We start from the raw sequence: 19,262 nt of genomic DNA on the forward strand, positions 1-19,262 counted from the left end.
AAAATGCCCCTCGAAAAAATCGAGGGGCATTTTTTTTCGTTTAACGAAAAACTAGTATAAAGTAAACTCTACACGACGGTTTTTCTGACGACCAGCTGCAGTTTTGTTAGTTGCAATTGGTTGACCCATTCCGTAACCTGTAGCTTCGATACGTGATGCATTTGCACCTTGTGAAACTAAGTATGCTTTTACAGATTCTGCTCTAGCTTTCGATAAACGTAAGTTTAATTCTTTAGAACCAGTGTTATCTGTGTGACCAGCTAATTTTAAGCTAAAGTTTTTCTGAACTAATAATCCTGCAACTCTATTTAATGATGCAAAAGATTTAGAACGGATAGTTGCTTTGTTTAAGTCGAATTCTAAGTTTTTAATCGCTTCGTTAACTACTTTACGATCTTCATCTGTAATTACAACTTTCTCAACAACTTTTTCAGGAGTTTTTAAAGGACAACCAGAACCATCAACAACAGTTCCAGAAGGTGTTCCAGGGCATTTATCTAATTTATCAGCTACACCATCACCATCTGTATCTTTTAACAAATCAGCCATTTCAGAACGTAATTTAGCGTTTTCAGCTTTTTGAGCATCTAAATCACCTTTTAATGCATTAGCTGTATTTTTTGCAGCAAGAGCTTCATCGTAAGTTGCAGCAACCGGGTTGTGGAAAGCTAATTGTTTTCCTTTACCCAATGCGAACTCTAAACCTGCATATGCATAGTTGTATTTATCGTTGTTTCCGTTTTTATATAAACCATCTAAGTTATCGCCATCAACATAGTTGATAGTCCAACCTAAATCGATGTTTACACCATCAGAAACTTTAAATTTAGCACCAACACCAACCGGGATAATTAATTCGCCAATTGATTTGCCACCAGCATAAGCAGATGTACCACCAGCTGTTGTGATAGTTGGTTTGTAACCAGCTAAACCAGCACCAGCAGATGCATAAAGTTGAACCGCATTTTCTTTTCTGAACATATCAATATTAAACATATTGATAACTGCGTTTAAACTTAAAGCGTAGTTTAATTTTGTATCGAATGCAGATACAGTGCTTGTGTTCGAGAAACCACTGTCGTAAGCTTCAGAGTTATCTCCTTTTAACTTACCCATAACTCCATCCAAACGTAAAGAGAAATAGTTGGTTAATTGTTTCTTCACGTATAAACCGTAACCGAAACTAGTTTTGTTATTGCTAAAATCGTTTCTTCCACCTAGAGGAGATAATGGTGTTAAACCACCTGCATTTACACCAATTGACCAGGTTCTGAAAGGAGTTGCTGTTGACGCAGCAGGCTCCTGAGCCATCGCTGCCGATCCAACTAATAATCCGGCTAGTACAACCGGTAGGGATTTAAATAAATTTGATTTCATCTTGTTTTCTAGTTTAACGTTAGTAAGCGTCGCCCACTTATTACAATCGTCATACCAAAAATGTTTAAGAATCGTAATTTTTTTTAACTTTTTAACAATTAGTAGCCAATTGCCTTATCATCACCCCTCGGATCTGCACCACCTTGTAAATAACCCCATTTAGTTTTTAGGATGGCATCAACCCGCCCTATTGGGCCGCGAGACGATATTTTGTAGCCCCGTGCCTTTAATTTCTCAGTGGTTAAACTGTCTAGAGCCTCAGGTTCTACAAACACTTCATCAGGTAGCCATTGGTGATGAAATTTTTTAGCAGCAACCGCAGACTGCATCGACATATCGAAATCAATAACGTTAATTATTGTCTGAAATACAGACGTAATTATTGTAGAGCCTCCAGGTGTACCAACTACCATAAACAACTGACCATCTTTTTCTACAATACTTGGTGTCATAGAGCTTAACATCCTTTTATTCGGGGCAATAGCATTAGCTTCACCCCCCACTAAACCGTACATATTTGGTGCACCAGGCTTCACAGAAAAATCATCCATTTCGTTATTTAGCAGAAAGCCTGCACCTTGTACAGCCACTAAAGAGCCATAGGAACCATTTAATGTAGTGGTAATTGATACCGCATTCCCATCCTTATCAACAATAGAAAAATGCGTGGTTTCTTCATGCTCTTTGGGATTGATTACACCTGCATTTATTTCTATGCTTGGTGTAGCTTTATTCCAATTGAAGCTTGCCATCCTACTTTTATTATATTGAATACTGGTTAGTTCGCGTTCAGGTACTTTATAGAAATCTGGGTCGCCTAAGTGTGCTGCTCTATCCGCATATACCCTTCTTTCGGCCTCAACAATTAATTGTACTGTAGAATCTGCATTATGACCCCACTTTTTTAGGGGATAAGGTTCTACAGATTGCAACAACTGGATAAGCGCAATGCCACCGCTTGATGTTGGAGGCATCGTAACAATTTTATAACCTCTATAGTTCCCTGTAATTGGTTTACGCCATGCAGAGTGGTAATTTTTCAAATCCTCTTTTGTAATTAAGCCCTTACCTTTTTGCATTTCTGCAACGATAAAATCTGCTATTTCACCTTCATAAAAACCTGCCCTGCCTTTTTCCTTAACCAACTTTAATGTATTTGCCAACTCCGTTTGAACCATCAAATCATTTTCCTTCCAGGTTCCTTCTAAATTAACAAAAGCGGTTCCATCCGGATTAAACTTCATGAAATTTCGGTGTAGTCCATTTAGTTCACCAGCCTGGCGTTTAGTGATTTGAAAGCCATTCTGAGCTAAATCTATTGAAGGCTGAACAACTTGCGCCCAGGTTAATTTGCCATATTTTTTATGCGCTTCAACCATTCCATCAACCGAACCCGGAACGCCTACAGCTAAATGTCCATACAAACTTTTGCTTACTATCGGGTTGCCAACAGAATCCAAATACATATCTCTACTTGCTGCACCAGGGCCTTTTTCTCGGAAATCGAGTGTATTAATCTCGCCTTTTGATGAACGATATACCATAAAACCACCTCCACCAATGTTACCGGCATTTGGGTAAACCACAGCTAAAGCAAACTGAACAGCTACGGCAGCATCAACAGCATTACCACCTTTTTTTAAGATTTCAACACCAACTTTTGATGCTTCGGGATGCGCAGAAACAACCATCCCATTTTTATATTCATCGCTATTTCTTTTACCCAGTTGCCCGCTAACGCAGCCAGATAGTATTGAAATTATTATAAAATATCCCGAAAGGACAATACTAAGTTGAAGCTTTATAGTCTTCTGCATCTTTATAAATTTTTTCAATTATAGCATTATTTTTCTCCGTAATAACTTTTCTCTTTAAACTTAATTTTGGTGTAAGTTCTCCACCATCAATACTCCATTCTTTCGGTAAAAGTGCAATACGTTTAATTTGTTCCCATTTACCAAAACCAACATTGGCGGCTTCTATCACCTCGTTATATTTCGCTAAAACTTGTTCGTTTTTAATGATTTCTTCATTATTGGTGAATGATATGCCTTTGCGGCCAGCCCAGCTTTTTAATGTTTCGAAATTAGGCACAACTAAAGCCGATGGAAATTTTCGATTTTCGCCTAAAACCATTATCTGCTCTATGAAAATAGATTCCTTAAATTTATTTTCGAGCAATTGAGGCGCAACATATTTACCTCCTGCCGTCTTAAACATTTCCTTTTTCCTGTCGGTGATTCTTAAGAAACGACCATTGACCAATTCGCCAATATCACCCGTATGAAACCAACCATCTTTATCAATAGCCTCATCTGTCAAATCTGGACGGTTATAATAACCTTTCATAACCTGATGGCCGCGGGTTAACACCTCTCCATCCTGAGCAATTTTTACTTCAACACCATCGATTACCTCACCTACAGAACCAAACATTGTTCCGCCAAAATGATTTACAGTAATCACCGGTGAGGTTTCTGTTAAACCATAACCTTCAAAAACGGGCATTCCGGCAGCCCAGAAAATCCTGGCCAATCGTGGGTTTAACGCCGCGCCACCGGAAACAATTACAACAACTTCGCCACCTAAAGCCTCTTGCCATTTTTTAAAAACCAGTTTACGGGCGATGGAAAGTTTGAAGTTATACCAAGCTCCGGCATCTATTTTATATTTTTCGGCTAGCGCAACCGACCAAAAGAAAATTCCCTTTTTAATCCCGGTTAAGGCTTTACCCTTTTCCATGATTTTATCATAGACCTTTTCAAGTAAACGTGGTACTGTTGAGAAAGCATTCGGTTTTACATGCTGAATATCGGCAACGATGGTTTCCATACTTTCGGCATAATAAACATCGGTACGATTAAACAGATATAAATAAATTATCATCCGTTCGAAAATATGTGAAAGCGGTAAAAAGCTTAAGCCTTTATTTACGCCCTCTGGCATTACAACAGCAGAATGAACAAAATTACAGACCAAATTACTGTGTGTAAGCATTACCCCTTTTGGTGTTCCGGTTGTTCCAGAGGTGTAGATTAACGTAAGAATATCATCTGGCGTAATTTGTTCGCGGTATTCATCTAAATTAATTTCTGTACTTTTTTCGCCAACCTCAGTTAATGTTTTCCAGTTTTTAGCACCATCAACTTCATTGAAGCTGTAAATTTCTATTTGAGGATTTACAGCTTCAACATTTGGCTTAACCTTATTATATAAATCTTCATCAGCCACAAAAATGATGGAGATTTCTGCATCCTTTAAAATAAATTGAATATCGTGATCGGCTAATGTTGGATATAATGGAATTTGATAAGCGCCGATTTGATTCGCCGCAAAATCGGCAATATTCCATTCTGGCCTGTTGTGCGACATTACAGCAACACGCCCCCCTTTTTTGATGCCTATTTTAATTATACCGCGACTAAGATTATCAACCGCTGTACAAAATGCTTCTGTACTATAATTTGTCCACTTGCCATTTATTTTACCGCTAATAAATTCTGGCTTAGGTTTTTCTAGACTAAATTTCAGGAGATCGAATACACGTTTAATTTCTGCAGCCATATGATTTTATTATTTGGTTAAGTTAAAAATTTCACCTCAAAAGGACAATGGATTTCAAGTAGTAAAACCACAATTATATTCCTGTATAGACTAAAACGAATTTGAGGCACAAATTGTTGGAATAAACTTAGCAATTACAAATTTACTATGCAAGCATTGTTTTTACCTATTATAATTTTTACTTAGAAAACATAAACGGCATTATAGTTGTTAGGAGTAAAATACTTAAAAAAAACATTTAATAATTAAAACTCTGTTATGAAAAAGTTATTTACAATTTTAGGATGCATTGCGTTATTTGCTCTTACAACATCAACGGTTAAAGCACAAAATTACAAAACTGGTGTTGGTCTTGCGATCGATTTTGGAGATGGAAGTACTTTGGTAGGACCTCATATTAAACACTTTTTTACAGAAAACAACGTAGGTGAAGCTGATGTATTATTTGCAAGTGGCGTAACATTTATTCAGGCACTTTATGAGTACCACGCTCCAATTCAAGGTGCAAGTGGCTTGAAGTGGTATGCAGGTGTTGGTCCTGGTGTTGCATTATACAGAAATGATTCTGAATTTTACTTAAGACCTTTAGCTGGACTTGATTACAAAATTGGTAAGGCTCCATTAGCTGCATCATTTGACTGGAGACCAGTAATGGGCTTTAATGATGGTGTTAACTTTGAAGCAGCTAGATTTGGCTTAGGCTTAAGATTTACTTTCTAAGATTAGAATAGAATTAATTTAAAAAAATCCTGTTAGGTATTTCCTAACAGGATTTTTTATTGTCTGCTCTTTACTGATTTATTCGACAGCGCTTCGACACTTCTTCGGGAACTCTTCGGGAAAGCATCGGGTTCTCTTCGGGAAGTGTTCGGGAAACCTTCGGGACAGCGTTTGGAATGTATTGGGAAGCTTTCAGGATTTTCTCGATGCACCACAAACTAGAATACGGACTTTTCACACGCTAATTACGATATTGTTGTATCTCATTCAAGAGGAAAAATAAGTCAAAAGGAAAACAAGTGTAAAGCAAAAAGCATCGGCAAATTTTAACGCCGATGCTTTTTGCATAAATTTCTGCCAATATCAGGCAGGTTAATTTTCTGATTATATTCCCATCCACTTTTTCAAAACAGCTTTTTGGGCTGCTGTAGCGTTTTCGGCAATTGTTGCTTTTAAACGAACACTTGGATTTGCTTTTAAGGTTAAAGAAATTTCCTTATCAATTCCATCGCGTTTAACTTTAAGTTTTAGAGTATCGCCAATATTCTTTTTTGCAACTAAAGGCAAAGATTCTAACGAAACTGCCGGAGTGCGTAATTTGATATTTGATAATGCATCGCCAACGGTAACATCATCAAGTGAAATGATTACATCGTTAACATTTAAACCTGCATCCCAAGCAGCTGAGCCTCTTGTAGTGCTTGTGATTGCTAAGCCATCATTTATTAATTGTGCGGCAGCACCTGTAACAGGTTTATCTGGTGTAGCATTTTCTGTCGATACATTAACACCTGCATATCCGAAATACTTTACATATTCAGCATCTACTACGCCGTTAACATATTTTTCCCAGAAATTAGTAAAGCTGATGCCTGAAATTTTCTCAACCATTGCCTTAAACTCTGCATCGGTATAACCTCTTTTCAAAGTTTTGCATTGAAGATACATCGCCTTCATTACATCATCTAAACTTTTGGCACCTTTTGTTGCGTTGATGATTTCTAAATCCATCAAAATACCAACAACTTCGCCTTTACTGTAGTAAGAAATTGCACTGTTTTTTGAGTTTTCATTCGGACGATAGCCGATAATCCACGCATCGTAACTTGATGATGCTGCAGACTGAACTTTTGCACCCGGCGTATTTAAAACCGTTGCAGTTGCCGCGGCCAAACCATTTACAAATCCATTCGGGTCTTCAAAACCAGCTCTCAAAATATATTTGTTTTCGTAATACGAGGTAAAACCTTCAGCAATCCATAAATTGGTGGTGTAGTTTTCGTTATCGTAATCAAATGGTCCTAAAGCTACCGGGCGTAAGCGTTTTACATTCCATAAGTGATGATATTCGTGCGCAACCAAACTTAAAAAGCCTTTATAACCCGCTGCCGTGTTGTAAGCATTTCTGGTTGCACCTAAAGTTGTGGAGTTTAAGTGTTCCAAACCTCCGCCGCCGCGGTTAAAATTATGTACAATAAATAAATAATATTTGTTCGGATTTTCACCATAAACTGCTGTAGCTTGCTCAACAATTTTAGCCATATCCACTTTTAGTTTTTCCTTATCGTAGTTTCCGCCACCGTACATAGCAACTTCATGTCGAACGCCAGAAGCCATAAATTCAAATGTATCCTGATTACCAACTTCAATCGGACTATCATACAACCAATCAAAATCAGGAGCGGTGTAAGTAAATTGTTGACCAGCAACGGGTGTTAAACCCGTAGAAACTTTACTCCAGGTATTAAAAGGAATAATTTTCACTGTACTTGGCGATTTAATCATTCCATCAGGATGCATAAAAATTCCTGTTGGCGATAAAAATGCATGAGATTCATCAATGAATGGTGTACGAACCGAAATTTCGAAAGCATAAACACGATAGTTTATTTTAATGTTATTTGCTTTAGCCGAATAAACCCTCCAGGTATTTTTTCTAACCTTTTGAACTTTTAAAGTTTTACCAGAAGCTGATGCCGTAAATCCTTCAACACTTTTTTCAAACTCACGAACCAAGTAAGAACCTGGGGTCCAAACTGGCATTTTAACATCAACATAATCTTTTGCCAAGCCCGAAATATTCATTTGAACTTCGGCATAATGTGCTTGTGGCTCTTTAAAGGAAACCTCAAAACCTATTTTTACTTGTGCCTTCGCTCCCATAACCACTGATAGTATTAAAACTAAATTTAAAATTGACTTTTTGATAAACATATTGATTTGTTTTGTCGCAAATTTATATTTTATGCCGGTGGATTAAAATTAAATTACAAATACTGGCGTAAAATAATTGTGGTTTACCACAAATCGATTTAGAAATTTTAATTCCTGCCTTGTAAAATAATTGTGATTATTTAAACCCGACAGATAATTTGCTGTCGATAATTAATGTGGTAAGCGTGATTTGCCTCAACCCTTAAAAATCAGAAACGATGATTATACCTAACCAAGTTAATTTTATGTTTAAATGTACATGCTGTAACATCCTTAATACAACATTTTTAGGAAGAACTAATTAGATATTTTTACGCTCTGCTTTCTAAATAAATTCAACTAACGAAGATTTAGAAGGCGAAACACAAATGAACATGAAGAAAAGGTATATTTTTTACGCGATTTTAGCGCTGGGTTTAGCATATCTGGTTTACTATCGAATTAGTGCAAATAAAAAATTAGAAGGCAAGGGTGCAACTTCTGGCCCCGGTAAAGGTGGCAAGGATGGAAATTCGGCCCCTCCAACAGCTGTTGAAGGAATTGTAGTTAAGCAATCTAAGTTTGACAGCGATTTAGAAATCACAGGCGCAATTGAGGCAAATGAATCAGTTGTATTGAAAAGTGAAGTTTCGGGTTTAGTTACCGGGATTTATTTCACTGAAGGCTCTAATGTTTCAAAGGGCAGCGTTTTGGTCAAAATAAACGACAGAGATATACAGGCACAATTGCAAGAAGCCTTAACCAAACAAAAACTCTCTGGAACGAACGAAAACAGGGCAAAACAACTTTTAGAAAAAGGTGCAATCAGTCAGGAAGAGTATGATACTGCTCTGGCAGATCTAAAATCTTTACAAGCCCAATCCCAACTTATTCGTGCACAACTTGCTAAAACAACAATCAGAGCACCTTTTAGCGGAAGAATTGGTTTAAGAAGCATTTCATCAGGAACTTATTTAACCCCTGCAACCGTAATTGCAAACCTGGTCAGTACAAATCCGGTAAAAGTTACTTTCTCGGTACCAGAAAAATATGCTGGACAGGTAAAAATTGGTAATGGTATTTCTTTCACTACAGATGGTTCGCCAACTGTTAACATTGGAAAAATTTATGCAATTGAACCGGGCATAAATGCAGCAACGCGTACTTTACAAATCAGAGCCTTGGCACAAAACAACGAAAACAAATTACTTCCTGGTTCTTTTGCTAAAATAAAATTGGCTTTAAACACATTACAGGATGCGATTTTAGTGCCAAATGAGGCAATTATTCCGGTTTTAAAAGGAAAAATTGTTTACATCCAAAAGGATGGAAAAGCTGAGGAGGTAAGTGTTGAAGCCGGAACACGCACAGATGAAAATATTGTAATTACTTCGGGTTTAAAAGTTGGTGATACCGTTTTAACTACTGGTTCTATGTCTTTAAAGAAAGGTTCACCGGTTAAAGTTCGTCTGGCAAAAGATTAAATATGAGCATTTCGACCACGAGTATTAAGAGGCCGGTATTGGCCATAGTAATGAATCTCCTGATTGTCCTCTTCGGGGTAATCGGTTATAACTTTTTAGGTGTTAGAGAGTATCCATCTATCGACCCTACAGTTGTTTCGGTTAGAACATCATATCCTGGAGCAAATTCGGATATTATAGAATCGCAGATTACCGAGCCGTTAGAAAAATCAATCAATTCAATTGATGGTATTCGAAATATTTCATCTTCAAGTAACCAGGGAACGAGTAATATTACGGTAGAGTTTAACCTTGATAAAAACATTGAGGAAGCTACAAACGACGTACGTGATAAAGTTTCGCAGGCGGCAAGAAATTTACCGAGAGATATTGATGGATTACCAATTGTAAGCAAAGCTGATGCGAACTCTGATCCGATTTTATCAATGACGATTCAGAGTGATAAGCGAAATACTTTAGAACTGAGTGATTTTGCTGAAAATGTAATTGCAGATAGGATTCAAACCATCCCTGGAGTTAGTAGTGTGCAAATTCAAGGGCAAAGAAAATATGCCATGCGTATTTGGATGGACCCGAATAAACTTAGTGCCTACGGATTAACATCGCAAGATATTGTTACCGCACTTGATAACGAAAACGTAGAATTACCATCAGGAAAAATCACCGGAGCAACAACCGAACTTACCGTTAAAACCTTGGGGAAATTGGTTAATGAGGAACAGTTCAATAACTTAATTTTAAAGTCAGACAGTAATCAGGTTGTTAAGCTTAAAGATGTTGGAAATGTAGTTTTGGGTCCGGAGAATGAGGAAACCATCTTACGCGAATCAGGCAAACCAATGGTTGCCGTTGCGATTATTCCGCAGCCCGGGGCAAATTATCTTGATATCAGTAAAGAATTTTATAAGCGTTTTGATAAATTAAAAGCAGATATCCCACAAGATATTAAGCTGAAAGTGGCTCTTGATACCACACTTTTCATTAAGCGTTCGGTAACTGAAGTTGCCGAAACCATTGGTTTATCCTTAGTGCTTGTAATTTTGATTATTTACCTTTTCTTTAGAGATTGGGGAATTGCATTCAGGCCATTAATTGATATTCCTGTTTCCTTAATTTTTACCTTCTTCATCATGTACGCTTTCGGATTTTCGATAAACGTATTGAGCTTACTGGCCATTGTTCTGGCAACAGGTTTGGTGGTAGATGATGGTATCGTGGTAACAGAAAACATTTTTAAGAAGGTTGAAGAAGGCATGTCGCCATTTGAGGCAGCAATTAAAGGCTCGAATGAAATCTTTTTCGCTGTAATTTCCATTTCGATTACGCTTGCGGCAGTATTTCTTCCGGTAATTTTCTTACAAGGATTTGTGGGCAGGCTATTTAGGGAGTTCGGTGTAGTAATTGGTGCAGCGGTTTTGGTTTCGGCCTTTGTTTCCTTAACCTTAACGCCAATGTTAAATGCTTACCTGATGAAAAAAGGCGGGCATAAGCCATCAAAGTTTTACAATTGGACCGAGCCGTATTTTGTTAAGTTGAACGATGCCTATGAATCGAATCTGAATAAATTTTTAGATAAGAGATGGTTGGCTGCACCGATAATTTTGATTTGTATGGGCATGATTTTCCTTTTCTGGAAAGTTTTACCAAAAGAAACTGCTCCTTACGACGATAGGAGTGCGATAAACATTAATGTTTCTACTCCAGAGGGCGCATCCTTTACCTACACTGATAAATTCATCATGAAAATTAATCAGATGGTAATTGATTCCGTTCCGGAAAAAAATGTAAACATTACCATCACCTCTCCTGGTTTTGGTGGTGCTGGTGCTACAAACTCTGGTTTCGTTAGGATGGGTTTGGTAGACCCAGGTGATAGAACGCGTACGCAGAAAGAAATTGCCGATATGCTAACGAAAATCACTAAAAAATACAGTGAAGGTAAAACTATTGTAAACCAGCAACCAACAATTTCTGTTGGTAGAAGAGGTGGCTTACCAGTAAGTTACATTATCCAGGCGCAAAACTTTGAAAAACTTAGAGAGAAAGTGCCTTTGTTTATGGATGAGGTGGCAAAAAACCCAACCTTTACCGTTTCGGATGTTAACCTAAAATTTAATAAGCCTGAGATTAATTTAACTATTGATAGAGATAAGGCAAAAAACCTTGGCGTTTCCATTTCGGCCATTGCGCAAACTTTAAACCTTGGCTTAAGCGGGCAACGCTTTTCGTATTTCTTTATGAATGGTAAGCAGTATCAGGTAATTGGTCAGTTTGATAGAGCCGACCGTGCAGACCCTTTGGATTTAAGCTCGGTATATGTAAGGAACGATAAAGGAGAACTTATACAACTTGATAATCTGGTTACTGCGAAGGAAGAAAGCAGTCCGCCGCAATTATATAGAAATAACCGCTTCATTTCGGCAACAGTTTCGGCTGGTTTAGCACCAGGGAAAAGTATTGGCGAAGGTATCGATGCAATGGATGAGATTGCAGCGAAGGTTTTAGATGAAACCTTTTCTACTGATTTAAGTGGAGAATCGAGAGATTTTAAAGAAAGTTCGTCGAATACATTTTTCGCCTTTGGCTTAGCTTTACTTTTGGTTTATTTAATTCTTTCAGCACAGTTTGAGAGTTTTAAGGACCCGATTATTATCATTCTTACGGTACCGATGGCTGTTGCGGGTGCGTTTTTATCCCTGTGGTTATGCGGACAAAGCTGGAATATCTTTAGCCAGATTGGAACGATTATGTTAATCGGTTTGGTAACTAAAAACGGTATTTTAATCGTTGAATTTGCAAATCAGTTAAAAGAAAGAGGCATTCCAATTCCCGAAGCCATCCGTGAAGCTTCAGTTTCGCGTTTACGCCCAATCTTAATGACCAGTTTGGCCATTGCCATCGGCGCATTACCAATTGCAATGGCTTTGGGTGCTGCTGCGAAAAGTAGAATGAGCATGGGTACTGTAATTGTTGGCGGTACGATGTTTTCATTGGTTTTAACCCTATTTGTTATCCCTGCGATATATTCATATTGGGCAAAACCTTACAAACCGAATAAAGATTTAAAAGAAGCAGAACGTTTTGAACACGAAGCTTTGGAGGCCGCATCAAAATAAATAAGATGATTAAAAAGATAAATCTATTTGTGTTGTTATTGAGCATGGTGTCTTTCGCGAAGGCGCAGGAAATGCTCACCTTGCAAGATGCAATTACAATTGCAATGCAAAACAATTACGATATTAAAATCAGCAAAAACAATATAAACATTGCAAAAAACAACGCAAACATTGGTAATGCAGGCATGTTGCCAAATGTAACGGCAACTTATTCAAATGGCGGAAGTATTCAAAATACACGCCAAACGCCAGCAACCGGACCAGATAGGGTTATTACCGGAGCAAGAAGCACCAACAATGATATTGGTGCAGATTTAAACTGGACAGTTTTTGATGGTTTTACCATGTTTGCAAACTACGATAGACTAAAAGAACTTGAAAAACAAGGGGAACTAAATGCCCGCTTAACAATTTTAACAACTATTGCTGACGTTATAACTGCTTATTATGATGTTGTAAGGCAGCAAAAACTGGTTGTTGCGGCAGACAGTGCGATTGATGTTTCAGTATTTAGGGAGCAAATTGCCAAAACAAAACTTCAATTAGGTAGAGGTTCTAAATTAGATGTACTTACTGCGCAGGTTGATTATAACGCAGATACTTCCAACTATTTGCAGCAATTAAACGCTTTACAAGTGGCAAAGGTTAGGCTAAACCAAATTATGGTTAGAAATGTAAATTTGGCTTTTAACGCAAGCAATGATGTAAACATCGACCAAACTTTGGTTTACAGCAAACTCGCTGAACTTGCTGAGAAGCAAAATCCTAATGTTCAAAATGCTTTTATTAATCAAAGGGTAGCATCCTTAAACTTAAAATCGATAAAAGGTGCCAGATACCCGGTGGTTAGCCTAAATTCAGGTTATAGTAGAACAAATAGCACCAGCCCAACAGGGTTTAACCAGAAATTTGCAGCCAACGGTTTTACTTACGGTGTAACGGCAAGCTTAAATATTTTTAATGGTTTTTTACAACGGCAACAAGAAAGAAATGCAAAGATTGAGATAGAAAACTCTACACTTAATTTAAGCAAAACCAAGCTCGATGTTAGTTCGCAACTGCTTACCGCATATCAAAACTATGCAACCTATTTAGATTTGGTTAAGCTCGAGCAAAAAAATGTTGATATTGCTAAAGAAAATCTTGAAATTACATTAGCTAAATATAAACTCGGCAGTATTCCGCCATTAGAGTTGCGAGAAGCCCAAAGAAATTCGATTGATACTCAAAATCGTTTAATAGAAATGGAATTTCAAGCTAAAATTGCAGAAACAATATTAAAAGAGATTACCGGAAATATAGATTTAACTAATTAATTTTTATATTTATTGCCATGATACTTGTTGCAGACAGCGGCTCCTCTAAAACAGATTGGATGGGTTATTTTAATGGTGAAGTAATTAAGTTTAATACGCAGGGTATTAATCCTTACTTTTTAAATGAGCAGGAAATCACAACTATCATTTCAAAAAATGAGGTAATTGCACCATTGGTGGATAATGTAAGCGAAATTTATTTCTTTGGCGCTGGTTGTTCTTCTCCAGATAAGCACGAGGTCGTTTCAAATGGCTTATCCGCAATTTTTAAAAATGCCTTTATTTCTGTTGAACATGATTTGTTAGGTTCCGTTTATGCTACTTGTGGCGATACGGAAGGCTTAAATTGTATTTTAGGTACCGGTTCAAATATTTGTTATTTTGATGGTAAAAAAATACATGATGGTCACCACGGCTTAGGTTATGTTTTAGGTGATGAAGGTTCGGGTACTTTTTTCGGTAAGAAGGTATTGTTAAGCTACCTTTATAAAAAAATGCCAACTGATTTACGTCTGGAATTTGAGAAAGCTTTTCCGGTAGAAAAAGAGCAAATCATTACCAATATTTATCAAAAACCTTTCGCAAATATTTATTTGGCGGGTTTCAGCAGGTTTATGGCCGATAACCAGGAACATCCTTTTATTCAGGAGATTTTGAAAAAAGGATTTCAGGAATTTGTTGACACTAATGTTAAAGATTATCCCAATTATAAATCTCTCCCATGCCACTTTGTTGGTTCAATTGCCTATTACTACCAAAACACATTAAAAAGCGTACTTGCTGAAAATGGAATAGAAACCGGCAAAATTTTACAGAAACCAATTGAAGACCTTTTTAATTACATTTTAAACAAAGAAGGTATTACTAAAGCAGTAAACTAACGCTACCTTTGGTATTAACAAAATCTTAAAAGATTGTAAACATAACAATAAACATTTTGTTATAATTACAAAAGCGTTTAATGCAATAATAACATGAAGAGAATACTGGTAGTTGATGATGACGTTGAGGTTTTAGAAACCATACAGCTAATATTAGAAATAGGTGGATTTAAAGTTTCGGCGCTTCTTGATGGCGAAGAAATTTTTAATAGAATTGAAAGTTTTAAGCCTGATTTAATATTATTGGATATTTCGCTTGGTCATATCGATGGACGTGTTTTGTGCGAGCAACTTAAATCAATTGATAGCACTTCAAAAATTCCCATTCTTTTAATTTCTGGATTGTACGATCCTAAAGATTTCACAACTTTGAATTACGGTCAGGATGATTTTCTTTCAAAACCGTTTCAAATGGATGTACTAATGAAGAAAATAAGCAAGATTTTATCGTTAGAACAAGACGAAAAATATCTATTAAATTAAAATATTCCTCAAAAAATTAATACCGCCGGATTTATGCCGGCTTTTTTATGCTCTAAAATTTTTAAATTAGCATGGAATTTTCAATTTAAACCCGATTGAAGTGTAAATACTTTTTGTTTGCAGCAACCGTAAATATACTGTCGTGCTGAGGCACGAAGCATCTGCAACCGATGAAACAGATTCTTCGTTCCTCAGAATGACAGGAGCTCCAAAAAGATTGTAACGAAAAGCCTGCCTGCGGTAGGCAGGTGGGACTAACCATTAATGGATAGTGCTTTCCATATATTTAAAATTCAACTTTTCTCCCTCTGTCAATTTGGCAAATAAACCAATTTGGAACAACGCTTGTTAGGTTAGCAAATAGATTAAACAATTTATTTACATATGAGCATTCAGGAAAAAGGAAATATATCGATACATACCGAAAATATTTTCCCAATAATTAAGAAATTTTTATACTCAGATAATGAAATTTTTCTTCGCGAATTAGTTTCTAACGCAGTTGATGCGGTTCAAAAAATTAAAAGGTTAGGTTCATTAGGTCAATTTAATGGCGAAGTTGGACAACCTTTAGTAAAAGTTGCAGTAGATAAGGAAGCTAAAACCATTACCATTAGCGATAACGGTTTGGGTATGACTGCCGAAGAAATTAAAAAATACATCAATCAGGTTGCCTTTTCTGGTGCGAGCGAGTTTGTTGAGAAATTTAAAGATGCTAAAGATGCAAACGAAATCATTGGTAAATTTGGTTTAGGTTTTTATTCGGCTTTTATGGTGGCCGATTTAGTAGAAATTCAAACGTTATCGTTTCAGGATGGAGCTGAACCAGCTCGTTGGGTTTGCGATGGTAGCACAGAATTTGAGATAACTGAGGGTACAAAAACCACTCGTGGTACAGATATAATTCTTCACGTTAATAAAGATTCTGAGGAGTTTTTAGAAGAATCAAAACTTCAGGAAATTTTAGATAAATACGCTAAATTCTTACCTGTACCAATTCAATTTGGAACAAAAACTGAATCTGTTGAAGACGGGGAAGATGAAGAAGGCAAGAAAAAATATAAAGACGTAGAGGTTGATAACATCATCAACACAACAAATCCAATTTGGACTAAAGCTCCTGCAGATTTGTCAGATGAGGATTATTTAAATTTCTACCGTGAATTATACCCATTCAGCGAAGAACCTTTATTTTGGATTCACCTAAATGTTGATTATCCATTTAATTTAACCGGTGTATTGTATTTCCCTAAGTTGAAAAACGACTTTGAAATGCAACGCAACAAAATCAAGCTTTACTCTCGTCAGGTATTTATTACAGATGAAGTAAAAGACATCGTTCCGGAATTTTTAATGTTGCTACACGGTGTTATCGATTCTCCTGATATTCCGTTAAACGTGTCTCGTAGTTTCTTACAAGCAGATAGTAATGTTAAGAAAATCAACAACTACATCACCAAAAAAGTTGCTGATAAATTAGCCGAGTTATTTGCTAAAGACCGTAAATCATTCGAAGATAAATGGAAAGATATTGGTCTTTTTGTGAAATACGGAATGATTAGTGAGGAAAAATTCTATGATAAAGCAAAAGATTTTGCTTTAGTTGGTAATACAAAAAGTGAACTGTTTACTTTAAACGAGTACAAAGATAAAGTTGCACCATTACAAACCGATAAAAACGGAACGGTTGTTTATCTGTATTCAAATGATGCTTCAAAACAAGATGCTTTCATCCAATCGGCCAATAAAAAAGATTATGATGTTTTAGTGTTGGATTCTCCAATTGATAATCACTTCATTAATCAACTGGAGCAAAAGTTAGAGAAAACGTCTATTAAACGTGTTGATTCTAGCGTTGCAGATAAGTTAATTGAAAAAGATGAAGTTAACGAACACGTTTTAAGCGAAGACCAGGTTAAAGAAGTAACTACAATTTTTGAAAAAGCAATTACAAAAGCTGGTATGCAGGTTGAAGTTGTTGCTTTAAATCCTGATGAGCTGCCAGTAACCATTACCATGGACGAATTTATGCGACGCATGAAAGACATGGCTGCAATGGGTGGCGGAATGGGTTTTTATGGTCAGGTGCCGGATAGCTACAAAGTTGCCATCAACGGAAATCACAAATTAGTAAGCAAAATTTTAAAAGCAGAAGGCGAAGAGCAAAGCAATTTGGCTAAGCAAGCGATAGATTTAGCTTTATTGGCTCAAGGCATGTTAACAGGTGCAGAATTAACAGCATTTGTTAGTAGAAGCGTTGAGTTAATTTAATAAAAAAAGAGAAACTTTCGGGTTTCTCTTTCATAATAAAAGCCCCAAATGTTCGGGGCTTTTATATTATACAGCAATATTTTCTTTATTAACGTTGAAGTAATCTTTATGCTCTTCTAAAAGCTTTGCAATAGTTGCGGCCTTCATATCCTTGATGTTAAACTCGAATAATGGCTCTTGATTTTTCTTGCTCTTAACCATCTTTTCAGTATAAAAACGATAATCTAAACCGTTAGTGAGCAAACCATATTTTGCTTTCGTTTTACGGAAATATTTAGATAAACGTGAGTCGTTAATATCTAAATTATCTTCATGGTGCTTGCATTCAACCAAAATAGTTGGCTCACCATCTTTCATAATGGTGTAATCAACCTTTTTACTTTTTTTAACACCGAAATCTACAACCGCTTCCGATTGAACTTCAGAAGGATTAAATACATCGTAACCTAAAATTTGAATAAACGGCATAACCAATGCATTTCTAGTCAAATCCTCAGTTTGAACTTGTGGGAGCATTTTCTTAATTCTTACGGCAAATTCACCGATTTCGTCTTTAAGTTCCATGTTAAAAATTTTTTAGGTAATATGTTTTTCTTCTTTCTTTGCATTATTCCCAAAGTTTGTATGGCCTTTAAAAATAAATTTCTACAGGCTATACAGAACAAGGGATAGGTAAATGTTGTTAATTGATAGAAATAGGGTCTCTACCAATTATTCGTTTTTGGCAAACTTCTTAAAGATTAAAAAAACAAGGAAAAGCTATTATTTTTTTACATGAACTACCCAGAATTTTACATCAAAACCATAATTACCTGTGTAAAAGCTCAAAAAAGATTTTCAGATGAGCTATATGAAGAAATTTTTTTTTTAGCTACCTTGCGTTCAAATCATTCCAAACACACTTTGTAAAACATCATGAATTTAAAATGCGTTGTTATTGACGATGAGCAGCATGCTATCGAGGTTCTAACTGACCACATAGCTGAAATGCCTGGCTTAACGGTTTTTAAAACTTTTACCAGCCCAGTGCAGGCTTTGACAGAGATTAGTGTTGGTGATGAGATTGACCTTTTATTTATGGATATTGATATGCCAGGTATCAATGGACTGGAATTAGCTAAAAATATTCGTGAAAAGGCAAAATATTTAATTTTTACTACTGCGCATCCCGATTATGCATTACAGGCATTTGATGTTCAATCCGATCAGTATTTACTGAAACCGATTTCATTCGCAAAGTTTGCCCTTGGAATTGATAGAATTTTGAAAAAAGAAGCTAATAATGCTAAAAATGCGGCAAAAGAAACCGAACAGGTTGCTGCGCTTTACATTAAAGGAGATCACAAATATGCATTCTCAAATATTTTGATCGATGATATTTTGTACATCAGGGCTTTGCAAAACTATATTCAAATTATTACAAAAACCGAAACAAACACTACATATCTAACTTTAAAGGAAATAGAAAAGGCTTTGGAGAATCACGCGTTTATACGTGTAAATAAATCTAATATCGTTGCTAAGGCGGCCATTAAGAAGGTTGATGGCAACATTATAAGATTAGTAAATAATGAGATGATTCAGATTGGGGAAGGCTATAAAGAAGCTTTTTTCGCCTATATACAAAGTAGTTTATTAAAATCTGGGAGAAGTTAAAATAACTAAAGCAGATTTGAAAGGGATTGATTCGTCATTAGAATCGTGTTTGCAGTTGGATCTGTGCTGAAGCCCGATACACTTTTTACATTTTTGTAAACAAATGCTACATTTTTTCTGAGCTTCTTACTATTATTAAATTTCATACTGCTATTTATTATTTTTTTTTAACATTTCAAATAATTCTGAAAAAATTATTTA

The 19,262-nt window shown here is 36.3% G+C and carries 13 protein-coding genes; 8 read left to right on the forward strand and 5 right to left on the reverse strand.

Annotated elements, in window-relative coordinates; translation table 11 throughout:
• Positions 1-51: 51 nt before the first annotated feature.
• The 3 genes from R2Q16_RS20150 to R2Q16_RS20160 form a co-directional block, all read right to left on the reverse strand.
• On the reverse strand, positions 52-1,377 hold the full coding sequence (locus R2Q16_RS20150; RefSeq protein ID WP_316739836.1) for an OmpA family protein: 1,326 nt from the start codon (positions 1,375-1,377) through the stop codon (positions 52-54).
• Positions 1,378-1,475: 98 nt separating this feature from the next.
• Positions 1,476-3,194: a gamma-glutamyltransferase gene (gene ggt / locus R2Q16_RS20155; RefSeq protein WP_316739838.1), complete on the reverse strand. Its 1,719-nt coding sequence runs from the start codon at positions 3,192-3,194 to the stop codon at positions 1,476-1,478.
• Positions 3,166-4,941, reverse strand: a complete 1,776-nt coding sequence (locus tag R2Q16_RS20160) for a long-chain fatty acid--CoA ligase (protein ID WP_316739839.1) — start codon at positions 4,939-4,941, stop codon at positions 3,166-3,168. The genes ggt and R2Q16_RS20160 overlap by 29 nt, the downstream gene beginning before the upstream one ends.
• Positions 4,942-5,199: 258 nt before the next feature.
• On the opposite strand from R2Q16_RS20160, the gene R2Q16_RS20165 reads away from it, so the two are divergent.
• On the forward strand, positions 5,200-5,661 hold the full coding sequence (locus tag R2Q16_RS20165) for a hypothetical protein (protein WP_316739840.1): 462 nt from the start codon (positions 5,200-5,202) through the stop codon (positions 5,659-5,661).
• A gap of 384 nt (positions 5,662-6,045) precedes the next feature.
• On the opposite strand, the gene R2Q16_RS20170 is transcribed toward R2Q16_RS20165, so the two are convergent.
• Positions 6,046-7,875: a M61 family metallopeptidase gene (locus R2Q16_RS20170; RefSeq protein ID WP_316739841.1), complete on the reverse strand. Its 1,830-nt coding sequence runs from the start codon at positions 7,873-7,875 to the stop codon at positions 6,046-6,048.
• A 374-nt stretch (positions 7,876-8,249) separates the two neighbouring features.
• Here R2Q16_RS20170 and R2Q16_RS20175 point away from each other — a divergent pair, with 374 nt between their 5' ends.
• From R2Q16_RS20175 to htpG, 6 genes are all read left to right on the forward strand, one after another.
• Positions 8,250-9,338, forward strand: coding sequence for an efflux RND transporter periplasmic adaptor subunit (locus R2Q16_RS20175; protein ID WP_316739842.1), 1,089 nt, complete (start codon positions 8,250-8,252; stop codon positions 9,336-9,338).
• A gap of 2 nt (positions 9,339-9,340) precedes the next feature.
• On the forward strand, positions 9,341-12,454 hold the full coding sequence (locus R2Q16_RS20180; protein WP_316739843.1) for an efflux RND transporter permease subunit: 3,114 nt from the start codon (positions 9,341-9,343) through the stop codon (positions 12,452-12,454).
• Between the two features lie 5 nt (positions 12,455-12,459).
• Positions 12,460-13,770 carry a TolC family protein gene (locus tag R2Q16_RS20185; RefSeq protein WP_316739845.1) on the forward strand — a complete coding sequence of 437 codons (1,311 nt, stop codon included), beginning with the start codon at positions 12,460-12,462 and terminating at the stop codon, positions 13,768-13,770.
• A gap of 17 nt (positions 13,771-13,787) precedes the next feature.
• Entirely contained in the window at positions 13,788-14,651 is an 864-nt protein-coding gene (locus R2Q16_RS20190; RefSeq protein WP_316739846.1) for an N-acetylglucosamine kinase, read from the forward strand.
• 93 nt (positions 14,652-14,744) lie between these two features.
• Positions 14,745-15,134 (forward strand): PleD family two-component system response regulator, encoded by a 390-nt coding sequence (locus R2Q16_RS20195; protein WP_316739847.1) that lies wholly within the window; start codon positions 14,745-14,747, stop codon positions 15,132-15,134.
• A gap of 384 nt (positions 15,135-15,518) precedes the next feature.
• Positions 15,519-17,405 carry a molecular chaperone HtpG gene (gene htpG / locus R2Q16_RS20200; RefSeq protein ID WP_410478175.1) on the forward strand — a complete coding sequence of 629 codons (1,887 nt, stop codon included), beginning with the start codon at positions 15,519-15,521 and terminating at the stop codon, positions 17,403-17,405.
• 66 nt (positions 17,406-17,471) lie between these two features.
• On the opposite strand, the gene R2Q16_RS20205 is transcribed toward htpG, so the two are convergent.
• Positions 17,472-17,969 (reverse strand): type I restriction endonuclease, encoded by a 498-nt coding sequence (locus tag R2Q16_RS20205; RefSeq protein WP_316739848.1) that lies wholly within the window; start codon positions 17,967-17,969, stop codon positions 17,472-17,474.
• Positions 17,970-18,320: 351 nt separating this feature from the next.
• Here R2Q16_RS20205 and R2Q16_RS20210 point away from each other — a divergent pair, with 351 nt between their 5' ends.
• Entirely contained in the window at positions 18,321-19,061 is a 741-nt protein-coding gene (locus tag R2Q16_RS20210) for a LytR/AlgR family response regulator transcription factor (protein ID WP_231464519.1), read from the forward strand.
• Positions 19,062-19,262 lie beyond the last annotated feature (201 nt).

Source organism: Pedobacter aquatilis (genome assembly GCF_032678425.1).
In the GTDB taxonomy this organism is placed as follows: Bacteria; Bacteroidota; Bacteroidia; order Sphingobacteriales; family Sphingobacteriaceae; genus Pedobacter; species Pedobacter aquatilis_B.

Excerpts from the sequence above, each read along its gene's own strand:
- R2Q16_RS20205 (WP_316739848.1), bottom strand. The coding sequence starts at position 17,969 with ATGGAACTTAAAGACGAAATCGGTGAATTTGCCGTAAGAATTAAGAAA.
- R2Q16_RS20150 (WP_316739836.1), bottom strand. The coding sequence starts at position 1,377 with ATGAAATCAAATTTATTTAAATCCCTACCGGTTGTACTAGCCGGATTA.
- R2Q16_RS20210 (WP_231464519.1), top strand. The coding sequence starts at position 18,321 with ATGAATTTAAAATGCGTTGTTATTGACGATGAGCAGCATGCTATCGAG.
- R2Q16_RS20170 (WP_316739841.1), bottom strand. The coding sequence starts at position 7,875 with ATGTTTATCAAAAAGTCAATTTTAAATTTAGTTTTAATACTATCAGTG.
- R2Q16_RS20195 (WP_316739847.1), top strand. The coding sequence starts at position 14,745 with ATGAAGAGAATACTGGTAGTTGATGATGACGTTGAGGTTTTAGAAACC.
- ggt (WP_316739838.1), bottom strand. The coding sequence starts at position 3,194 with ATGCAGAAGACTATAAAGCTTCAACTTAGTATTGTCCTTTCGGGATAT.
- htpG (WP_410478175.1), top strand. The coding sequence starts at position 15,519 with ATGAGCATTCAGGAAAAAGGAAATATATCGATACATACCGAAAATATT.
- R2Q16_RS20180 (WP_316739843.1), top strand. The coding sequence starts at position 9,341 with ATGAGCATTTCGACCACGAGTATTAAGAGGCCGGTATTGGCCATAGTA.
- R2Q16_RS20190 (WP_316739846.1), top strand. The coding sequence starts at position 13,788 with ATGATACTTGTTGCAGACAGCGGCTCCTCTAAAACAGATTGGATGGGT.
- R2Q16_RS20185 (WP_316739845.1), top strand. The coding sequence starts at position 12,460 with ATGATTAAAAAGATAAATCTATTTGTGTTGTTATTGAGCATGGTGTCT.
- R2Q16_RS20160 (WP_316739839.1), bottom strand. The coding sequence starts at position 4,941 with ATGGCTGCAGAAATTAAACGTGTATTCGATCTCCTGAAATTTAGTCTA.
- R2Q16_RS20175 (WP_316739842.1), top strand. The coding sequence starts at position 8,250 with ATGAAGAAAAGGTATATTTTTTACGCGATTTTAGCGCTGGGTTTAGCA.
- R2Q16_RS20165 (WP_316739840.1), top strand. The coding sequence starts at position 5,200 with ATGAAAAAGTTATTTACAATTTTAGGATGCATTGCGTTATTTGCTCTT.